Here is a 9,996-nt window from a genome sequence, read left to right as displayed (position 1 = left end):
ACATTATCATCGAGGGTCAGGTCAAGCTGGTGGCATTCACCCCTGGCGGCAAGGAGCGCATCTTTGCGATTTGCGGTCCGCAGGACCTGATCGGCGAGGCTTTCTTGCCGCAAGACGCGCACTACGGTGCCGACGCCGTGGCCCTGACCGAGATCGTGACCTGTCCAGTCAGCCGCCAGCAGTTTCTTGAGCTCAGCTTGCACCTGCCTCAGTTTGTGCTTGTCTTCGCTGAACTTGTGGTTGGGTATCTCACCGCCTGCCGTCAACAGCTCGAGGACGTGTACGCCCCCGTCAAACTGCGCCTGGTCAAGGCCTTGCTCGAGCAGGGCCAGCGCTTTGGCGCCTCCTCAGAGGATGGCTGGGTAGAGCTGCGCACCGAGCTCAGCCACGACGAGCTCGCCGCTATGATCGGAGCTACGCGGGTCAGCGTTTCACTGGCGATGGCCGAGTTGCGCAAGCAGGGCCTGCTCGAGAGCAGTCACCGTCACTACCGCCTGCACGCACCCGCTCTGGAGACGCTGCTCGAGGGCTGATCCCCGCTAGATCTCATCACCGAAAATCACTGAAAGTCCAAAGTTCGTCAAGCACTTAACGGCAAGGCATACCATCATCGTGCCAGGATCACGTTATCTCAATGACGGGAGGTGAGGTTGCACAAGCACCTGAACTGAAAAAAGCAGGCCCACGCCATCCGGCCAGATCGTGCGCGGGCCATCGGACGAACCCTCGAAAGGAGTTCGGTAACCATAAATAAGATAACACGAATGAGTCGCATTTGGACCATCCTAGTAGCTAGTATTGCTACTCTACTCCTGCTGAGCGCCTCATTGAGCTTCGCGCAAGGAATTGCGGCTCACGAAGCACCAGACGGTTTCGATAAGATGCTTGTTTACATGGGTACAGGTGTATTCGATCCTGATGATCCGGACTATGAAGCGCCGGATGCCGATTTTTGGCATAGGGAAATTATGGGTCGTTCTGATGCTGAGGTTGAGCAGAACCGCGACGAAGCCCTCGCATTCTTCAGTGAGCGCTTTGGGCTAGACCCTGATACTCAAGATGGCCTTGAGTTTTTCGATTTCATGCTCGATCCGCGTATGGAATACCGCGCCTACGTGGTTGCGGGAGAAACGGTGCCAAGCGAAGGCTGGGTTGTGCGAGACGGCGGCTGGTGGCTTGAGGTAACGAATCCTGAAGGAGTTACGCTTGGCGGTGAGTTTGAAGGCACCCACGTACCCGAGGGCGCCTTTTTCGTCTTTGGCGAATACAACATCGAGGTTCCAGATGGCGAGCCGATCATCATTCACTACGAGTCGGGCTCGGCCATTGTTCCTACTGAAAAGGGCATGATGTTCATCTGCGACCTCAGTCACCCCGAATGGGGAGAAGGTCTTGCTCAGGGAATTTCATCACCGCACATGCTCGAGGATGGGCGCACGCAGGCCAACATCCGCAATGTCCTGACCTTCTCGGGGCATGGTGATCCAGCCGAGGTGCCAGGCTCAACCCAGTAGCGTCAGGGGTAGGATAGCTAGGCTTCGAGTGGTCAACCTTGAAGTGAATTCCTGAGCTTGAAATGAAACTCGATGTTGGCCCTGAGGAGAGCGTTCCGAGCAATCGGACGCTCTCTGTGTATGAATCACGGATGTGAACAACGTTGTAGCCGCACTGCCAAATGGCACTGCCAAATGACCGTCAAAGAACAAGCCTCCTCCGCTCTCACCAGGACTAGTGAAAGGCTTACGAGAGCGAGTAGGCACAGCTGAAGTAACGCCCTTCATTGGAGCGCCCTGATCGGGGCGCTCCTTGCTTGTGCAGCCTGGGGGGCTCCGGCATTTCCTGCATCCGCCGGTACGAGAGCGTGGAGCGGTGGATTGACGCAAACAGGAGCCGAGCTAGGTGCAGGTGGCGTTTTCGTTGGACCGCCCGTCCCATGAGACCCTACCGCAGACGAATTTTGGGGTTGAGGAAAGCGTACATTAGGTCCGCTGCAAGGTTGGCGACGGCAAAACCAAGGACAGCTACAAAGGTAATGGCCTGAAGAAGCGGCAGGTCGCGCCGGTCAATCGCGAAAGTGAGAAGGCGCCCCAAGCCGGGGTAGTTGAACACGTTCTCGACCACGATCAGCCCGCTCATCAGCCAGCCGAAGCTGATGGCGATCACCGTGATGGTCGGCAAGAGCGCGTTGGGCAGCACGTGTGACACGATCACCCGGCGGCGCGGGATTCCCTTCAAGGCTGCGGTGCGCACGTAAGCTTTGTCGAGTTCCTCGATGACGCTGGCGCGCGTAAGCCGGGCGATATAGGCGAATAGGACCAAGGTGGCCGTCAGCGCCGGCAGAATCAGCATCGGCAGGACCTCGAGAAAACCCGCCCCAGGTGGGATCGAGGCGTTCGCCGGCAAGATCCCCAAGCCAAAGGCGAAGATTTGGATGAGCACCAGCCCGGTCACGAACTCGGGGAGCCCTACGACCGAGAGTGAACCGACGCTGATGATGGCGTCGAGGGGCCTGTCCTGCTTCAGCGCCGCGAGCACCCCGAGCGTGATGGCCGTCGGTACGGCAAAAAGGAGCGTGAGCCCGGCCAGCATGAGCGAGTTGCCGAGACGCTCGAGCACGAGCGGGCGGATAGCCTGACCGGTGCTGAACGAATGCCCCCAATCTCCAGTGGCGAAGTTGGTAAGCCAGTTCAGGTACTGCACCACGAGCGGCCGGTCGAGGCCAAGCGCGCGACGGAGTTCTTGCAGGGCTGCCTCTCCGGCTTCCCGCCCGAGAATGACCCGGGCCACGTCGCCTGGCAGGTAATGCGTCACGACGAAGATGACCAGCGAGGTGAGCAGAAGCGTCAGCAGGAGAAAGCCGAGGCGCCTGATGAGGTAGCTAAGCACCGGCTTCGCTCGCCTCCTCGATCATCGGTTCCTGCTCCCGTTTCAGTTCCGAGAGAGGAATATGGCAGTAGATACGCTTCCCGCTCGCGTCCACCTGCCACGGGGGTTCCTGGTCACGGCAGATGTTCCCGAGAAAGCGGGGGCAGCGGGTATGGAAGCGGCAGCCACCGGGGACATTGACAGGGCTCGGCACCTCGCCGTGAAGCGCAACGCGCGGCTTTTGGCGGGTGGGGTCGAGGGACGGAATGGCCGAAAGGAGCGCCTCGGTGTAAGGATGATACGGTGGTGTCAGGACATCTTGGGCGCGCCCCATTTCCATGAGCTGTCCGAGGTACATGACGGCGATCTCGTCCGCCAAATAGCTGACGACCGCGAGGTCGTGCGAGATGAATAGGTAGGCGCTCCCGTGCTCGAGCTGCAAGCTGCCCAGGAGGTTCAAGACGGTGGCCTGCACCGACACGTCGAGGCCGGAGACGGACTCGTCGAGAACGAGCAGGTCCGGTTGGGTGGCGAAGGCTCGAGCGATCGCCACGCGCTGCTTCTCGCCGCCCGAGAGCTGGCCCGGCAGGCGCTGGGCGTAGGCCGGATCGAGCTTCACGGCGCGGAGCAGAGTACTGACCTTGGCATTCGCCTCACCGTGACTCAGGCCACTCAAGCGTACAAGAGGGCGCCGCAGGATGTCTCCGACCGTCCTGTACGGGTTGAGAGCCTCGTCCGCGTTCTGAAAGACCATCTGTAGGTGACGTAAGACGTTCTTGTCGCGATTCGACAGTTCGCGGGCCAGCGGAAGTCCCAGGAGCCGCAAATTGCCTCCGTCGGCTTCGGTGAGACCGACGACGCAGCGGGCCAGGGTGGACTTGCCGCTGCCGCTCTCGCCCACGAGCCCCAACGTCCGGTTGCGCCGCAGCGTCAGGTCGAGGCCGTCCAAAGCATGGACTTTCTTAGGAGGGCGCTGCCGGAGGATCTCGACTGGAGTGCGCTTTAGCGCGTAGTGCTTGCGCAAGCCACGAAGCTCGAGCACCATCTCTTCCGAAGACACCTCAAGGGACGGCGAGAGACTCTCTTCATTGGAGGGTTGGCTAGGATCTATGGCGCCCGCCATGATCTCCCGCCAGCGGTGGCAGCGCACACGCCGGGCCTCGGTTGGGGCTTCGAGCATCGGTCGCTCCAGGTGCGTGAAGTTGGTTGCGACAGGGCAACGTGGTGCGAAGATGCACCCCGCTGGCCGGGCATCCTGCTCCGGTAAACTGCCGGCGATCGCTCTTAGGGGCGTGCGGGTCCTATCCTGACCGAGCCCTGGCACGCTTGCCAGAAGCCCGTAGGTGTAAGGGTGCAAGGGCTGGCGGTAAAGGTCGGTGACGGAAGCGTCCTCCACGAGCTCACCGGCGTAGAGCACGGCCACCCGTTCGCAGAGTTGCGCCACCACGCCGAGACTGTGCGACACGTAAAGCACCGCGGTTCCCTGCACACCAGCGAGGTCACGGACAAGGTCGAGTATGGTCGCTTCGGTGGTCGCGTCCAGGTTGGTGGTGGGTTCATCCAAGACGAGGAGCATAGGTTCGCTGGCGAGGGCCATGGCGATCATCACACGCTGCTGCATGCCACCCGAGAGTTGGTGCGGGTAACTCTTGGCTACCCGTTCGGGGTCGGCTAGCCCAACGCTGCTGAGGAGCTCGAGCACGCGGTCCCCAACCTTCTTTCGTGTTCGCTTTCGTAACAGGCCAGGAGGGAGGCTTTCGGCGAGCTGCTTGCCTATGCGCTGGGACGGGTTGAGTGACGCAAGCGGATTCTGCGGCACCAGCTTGAGCTGTTCGCGCCACACCCTCCGCATCTCACGCTCACCCAACTCCAGAAGGTTGCGCCCTGCCAGCTCGATGCTTCCCGAGCGCACCCGGCCATGCTCGCCCAGGTAGCGCATCACTGCTAGGGCCAAGGTGGACTTGCCACTGCCGCTTTCGCCCACGAGCCCGTAGGTCTGGCCCCGCTCGATCGTCAAGCTGACCTCCCGCACGGCGTCAAGCCAGCCTTCACCCTGGCGGTAGGCCACAGTCAGGTTATCGATGCTGAGAGCAGGTCCCAAAACTCAACCTCCCGCTTGTAGCGCGCGCTTGAGACCGTCAGCCATCAGGTTCATGCCGATCACCAGGAGGGAGATGGCTGCCGCGGGAAAGTAGAGCGCCCACGGCGTGAGCGAGACATACGTGCGAGCTTCGCTCACCATCAGACCCCAGTCGGGATTGGGCGGTTGCACTCCAACACCCAAGAAGCCCAGTGACGCGACCAGGAAGATCGCGTAGGAGAACCTCAGCGCGGCTTCGACGGCGAGTGCCGGTAGCACCGACGGCAGGATTTCCCTGCTCAGGATGTAAGCGACGGGTTCACCCCGCAACCTTGCGGCCGCCACATAATCCTTGGTTTTGGTCACCAGCACCACGCTGCGCACCACCCTGGCCACGATCGGTGTGTAGGCGACGGCAATCACAATAAGAACACTGTTGCGGGACGGGCCCAGCGCGCCGAGCAGGAGCAGCGCCAACAGCAGCGCCGGCATGGCGAGGAGGCTGTCGAAAAGCCGGTAGGTGACCTCCTCGAGCCAGCCACCCAGGTAGGAGCTGACAAGGCCTATGAGCGTGCCGGCCAAGGTAGCGAGAAGGGTCCCGAGCCCAGCAAGCAAGAAGATATCGCGTGTGCCCATAATGACGCGACTAAAGATATCGCGTCCCAAGCGGTCCGTGCCGAAGGGGTGGGTGAACGAGGGTGCTTGGCGCGCGTCGCTCAGGATCTGCTGGGTTGCGCCGTACGGCACGATCAACGGCCCCAACACGGCTAAGAGCAGAAAGAGCAGCACTACCGTGGTCCCAAACGCGGAGGAGGGCCGCGCGTAGAGGATCCTGATCACGCGCAGCCAGCGAGAGTGCCGTGCGGGGTGGCTTGGCGAAACCGTGGAGATCGTCAGGGGGCCCGAATGGCTGCGAGGTCGGTGCGACCGGGAAAGGCCTTCATCTCGAAACCCGTGAAGCCTTCGCGGATAGCGCCGAACTGCGGGAAGAAGTACGGCACGATGATGGGGCCGCGCTCGATCAGGATCTCTTGAATGTCACGGTACGCCTGCACGCGCACTGTCTCGTCGAGAGTGGTGCCGGCCAGCCGAATGAGTTCGTCCACCTCGGGATCGCACCAGTGCGCTTCGTTCCAGCGGGCACCACAGGCCAGCATGACCTCGAGGTAAAACTGCGGGATGGGCCGCGAACCCCAACCGGTGATGCCCAATTCCACCTCGAGCCAACCGTTGTCACCGTAGTAGACGCTCTCGGGCTCAACGATAACGTTTACTCTGATGCCGGCTTCGGCCCACTGCTGTTGCAGGACCACGGCCAGGTCGGGGCGGTCGCCACTGTCGGGCGTATGCAAGTCGAGGGTCAGGCCGTCCGGGTAACCCGCTTCGGCTAAGAGCTCGCGAGCCCGCTCCGGGTTACGCGCCGGGGGCTCGAGATCCTCGGCATGGTAATTGCTGAAAAGTGGGCCGATGGGGCTGTCATGACCGGGGGCGGCCAGTCCGAGCGTGACGAGCTCGACGATAGCACCTCTGTCCGTGGCCAATTTCAGGGCTTGCTGGACGCGCAGATCATTGCCCGGCTCGCGGTCAGCCCGCAAGCGGACGAGGTCAAAAGCGTTCGTGGGAACGTTGGTGGTTTCGATACCCGGCGCGTTTTGTAGCGTCTGGAAGAGTGGAGTCGGCATGCGCATGACCAGGTCCACCTGCCCTCCACGCAGAGCATCAACGCTAGCAACCTGATCGCTGAAGAAGATGAACTCGAGCTGCGCTAGGCCAGGTTGGTTCTCTACAAAGTAATCATCGTTGGCAACGAGACTCATCCGGTTGCCGGCGCTGTAGCTCTCCACCCTGAAGGGGCCGGTGCCGTTGAAAGTCGTGTCGGCATCCGTAGTGCCCGCCTTCAGGATCACCGCGTGGTTGTCACTCAGGTCATAGAGGAAGAAAGGATTTGTTTCTATAAGCGTGAAGGTCACCATATGGTCACCGCTGGCGTCGATAGCGTCGATGTTGGCGTAGAGGTCGGCGGTGGGAAGCTCGAGTGCGGGGTCGCGCAGGCGGTCGAAGGTCCAGACGACATCTTCCGCGGTGACTGGGTTGCCGTCGTGAAAAACGGCGTTCTCGACCAGCTCGAAGGTGTAGCTGAGGCCGTCCTCGCTGACTGTCCAAGAGGATGCCAGGCGCGGTTGGATGTCGTTGTCGGCGTCGATGTCGACGAGATAGTCATAAACGGCGTTGAGAACGGCGACCTCGGCGTCGGACGAGGCGAAGGCCGGGTCGAGTCGAACGGGAGGCTCGAGCGCCACCCTGAGCGTGCCACTTTGGGCCCAGGCTGAACTCCCGGCAATAAACAAGGCAGCCACGAGAGCTGCCAGAACCACCAGAAAGAGCCTCGTGAACAAGGATGCAGGGGGAGCGGCTGAGGTTGGGCGGGCGTACGGGGTGGGCATGAGAACCTCCTAGAGGATTGTCTTACCCGCTCAAGGTATCAAGGCCTCTGGAGGGGAACCGTCAAACCGTATACATGACTCAACCCGCGAAGGCCTTCTCGCCGGCAGCAATAGGAACCGTCAGGCGATTCTCCGGTGGCGCGAGCGGGCACGCCCAGCGGCTACTGTAGGCGCAGGACGGATTGTAGGCGTAATTGAAGTCGAGGACGAGCTTACCGTCCGCCCCTCCTAGGTCCGCACCCTTGATGGTGTCGAGAAGGTAGCGCCCGCCGCCGTAGGTGCTCCGGCCGTTGGTAGTGTCCCCAAACGGTAGAAAAAAGCCGCCGCCGTACCCATGGATCCAGAAGAGGGAGAGAGCCACTTCTTGCCCCGCGATTTCCATGTGGACCTTTGCTACGCGTCCCAGCCTCATGAGTCCGTCGTCCCGGAGCTGGACCTCAAAGGTTTCGTGATGCATGCCATAATCGAGCTCGAGGGTGAAGCGCAAGCGTGGGTCGTACGGAAAATAGGAGAGGCCGTGAAAGCCTCGGCGCTGCGTTTCATCGAGAGGTGACTGCGGGTGAAGGGTGAAGAGGTCATCACGTCTCGCCTGAAAAAGCCTGAAAGCCTCGAGGTTGGCGCTGCCGCGCTCCCGGACGCTGGCGTACATGGCCGATACTTGCCGGCGGTAATCGAGCAACTGATGATAGCGGGTCACAGCCAATTACACACCTCCCCAACGGCAGCGTCAATTCTAGGGCTTTGACTGGTTGACATAGACCTTGTTGAAGGTAGCGATCCCGGTTCGCGTATGCACTTTTGACCATCCAGCCCTATACAAGGCCATGTCTTTGTCTTTAGATAGTCTGTCTTTAGATAGTCTGCTGCTCTGTCAAGTATTTTACCGATCAAATCCATCAACTACTTGATGCTGTGTCTTGGCCTGACGGCCGAGGCATAGATCAAGGATCAGGTTTATGTACCAGCATTCAACCTCACTCTTCATAAAGGCAGAGGAACTTGCCGTGCTTACCGACACCTTTCGTCTCGTGGACGCTCGAGCACCACGCATGTACGTTCAGGGACATCTCCTGGGAGCCGTCAATCTGGACGCGCGCGCCCTCAACTCCGGTGCAGAGAGGGGGCGGCAGCTCGTGGATGCCCAGTCGCTGGCAGAACAGTGGCGCCGGTTGGGGCTTGGAGCCGAACCTACCGGGGTCTATGGGGCGCGTGGTGGCGCGGATGCTGCACATGTGTGGTGGACCCTGCAGGCGTACGGGCATCCCGCAGCCTACCTTCTCGACGGGGGCATCGAGGCCTGGCAGAATGCGGGCTTGCCTGTGACGACGGAATCGCCCCAGCCCTATGAGGTCGAAGCGCCATTCGAACCGGAACTGAGCCAAGAGTCGCTCATCACCTTGGAGGAACTCAAGGAGCGGCTCGGTGACCCAAACCTCAGCATCCTCGATACCCGCTCCCTCGGCGAGTATCGGGGTCAGGATGTCTTTGCCGCGCGCGCAGGGCACATCCCTGGTGCTGCCTTGCTGCCTTGGGATGATCTCATCGAACCGGAGGCTCTTACGCTCAAGTCTGAGCCGGCGTTACGCACGAAGCTCGAGATTCTCCGTGACGCTCCCGAGGTCGCCCTCTACTGCCAGAGCGGCGTACGAGCGGCCCATACCTTCGCGGTGCTTATGCATTTGGGTATCGCTCGCCCCCGGCTCTACCTGGGCTCCTGGGAGGAGTGGGGAAACCGTCATGACACTCCCGTCGCTACGCCCTTGGAGGATTCGGGAGCTTACGAGAAGCATGAAAAGGAGGCCGGCAAGTGAAGCAAATAAGAGATCTGAACCGTCGTGATTTCCTCAAGTGGTCTGCTCTCGGCTTTAGTGCTGCTGCTCTCGGGCAGTTGCAAATCGGCTTTGCCCAAGGCGAGGCGCGCGAGCTCATCGTCGTGTCGAACGCCGGCAATCCGGATGAGGGGATCGATGCGACCGTCAGTCTGATTGACCCTCGGACGCTCGGGGTCCTCCAGACTCTGCCTCTAGCCGGTGCCTTTAGCTTTCCCGCCAACCGCTGGCACTTTGGCCGTGATGTGATCTGGTCGGGGTTGCCAGCCGGTCCCAACAATGCCGTTCTCGGCTTTCGCCTCTCGACGGGTGAACTTGAGGTGGAGGTCGGTACCGGCTCCACACAGAACTACACCGAACTGACACCCGATGGCCGCTACCTCATCGTGGCAGCGCGCTTTGAAGACCGCTATCTCAAGCTCGCCGCCGACCCTGAAGCTGCGGATTTTGGTGAGGTGGTCGCCGAGTTCGCCACCTACGAAGGCGCGGAGCCCTGCGACCTGACCATCGACGCCGACGGCCGTTATGCTTACGCGCCGGACCGGGGTGGCGATACGGTAACAGTCATCGAGATTGAGAGCTTTGAGCGCGTGGCGACCTTGCCCTTGGAGCGCTTTGGCGCCGCACCGTTAGAGCCCTACATGGCGACGATGTCCCCTCGCGGCGATTACCTCTACGTCGAGAACGCTCCGGTCGAAGGCGGACCGGACGCGGGCAGTGAATCCATCATCGACGTGCGGGACCCGCGAGCACCCGTGGAAGTCATGCGCTTCACGCA

9 protein-coding genes are annotated in these 9,996 nt (G+C 61.2%); 4 read left to right on the top strand and 5 right to left on the bottom strand.

Annotation, left to right across the window (positions count from 1 at the left end; translation table 11 throughout):
- Together M3498_07040 and M3498_07035 are read left to right on the top strand one after the other, a co-directional pair.
- Positions 1-533, top strand: a 533-nt coding sequence (locus M3498_07040; protein MDQ3459038.1) for a Crp/Fnr family transcriptional regulator, incomplete at its 5' end; no start/stop codon positions are given.
- A gap of 231 nt (positions 534-764) precedes the next feature.
- Positions 765-1,514: a hypothetical protein gene (locus M3498_07035; protein MDQ3459037.1), complete on the top strand. Its 750-nt coding sequence runs from the start codon at positions 765-767 to the stop codon at positions 1,512-1,514.
- 427 nt (positions 1,515-1,941) lie between these two features.
- On the opposite strand, the gene M3498_07030 is transcribed toward M3498_07035, so the two are convergent.
- The 5 genes from M3498_07030 to M3498_07010 all read right to left on the bottom strand — a co-directional run bounded on the left by M3498_07030 (position 1,942) and on the right by M3498_07010 (position 8,086).
- Entirely contained in the window at positions 1,942-2,886 is a 945-nt protein-coding gene (locus M3498_07030) for an ABC transporter permease (protein ID MDQ3459036.1), read from the bottom strand.
- Positions 2,879-4,966 (bottom strand): ABC transporter ATP-binding protein, encoded by a 2,088-nt coding sequence (locus M3498_07025; protein ID MDQ3459035.1) that lies wholly within the window; start codon positions 4,964-4,966, stop codon positions 2,879-2,881. The genes M3498_07030 and M3498_07025 overlap by 8 nt, the downstream gene beginning before the upstream one ends.
- Positions 4,967-4,969: 3 nt before the next feature.
- Entirely contained in the window at positions 4,970-5,734 is a 765-nt protein-coding gene (locus M3498_07020) for an ABC transporter permease (GenBank protein ID MDQ3459034.1), read from the bottom strand.
- 104 nt (positions 5,735-5,838) lie between these two features.
- Positions 5,839-7,302 carry an ABC transporter substrate-binding protein gene (locus M3498_07015; GenBank protein ID MDQ3459033.1) on the bottom strand — a complete coding sequence of 488 codons (1,464 nt, stop codon included), beginning with the start codon at positions 7,300-7,302 and terminating at the stop codon, positions 5,839-5,841.
- Between the two features lie 166 nt (positions 7,303-7,468).
- The gene (locus M3498_07010; GenBank protein ID MDQ3459032.1) at positions 7,469-8,086 is read right to left on the bottom strand and encodes a DUF1684 domain-containing protein; all 618 of its coding nucleotides are present in this window, start codon (positions 8,084-8,086) and stop codon (positions 7,469-7,471) included.
- A 307-nt stretch (positions 8,087-8,393) separates the two neighbouring features.
- On the opposite strand from M3498_07010, the gene M3498_07005 reads away from it, so the two are divergent.
- Positions 8,394-9,200 (top strand): rhodanese-like domain-containing protein, encoded by an 807-nt coding sequence (locus M3498_07005; protein MDQ3459031.1) that lies wholly within the window; start codon positions 8,394-8,396, stop codon positions 9,198-9,200.
- Positions 9,197-9,996, top strand: an 800-nt coding sequence (locus M3498_07000; GenBank protein ID MDQ3459030.1) for a beta-propeller fold lactonase family protein, incomplete at its 3' end; no start/stop codon positions are given. The genes M3498_07005 and M3498_07000, both read left to right, overlap by 4 nt.

The organism is Deinococcota bacterium, assembly GCA_030858465.1.
In the GTDB taxonomy this organism is placed as follows: domain Bacteria; phylum Deinococcota; class Deinococci; order Deinococcales; family Trueperaceae; genus JALZLY01.
Note: the sequence above shows the minus strand (reverse complement) of the source record. Positions and strands in the feature narration are given on the sequence as shown.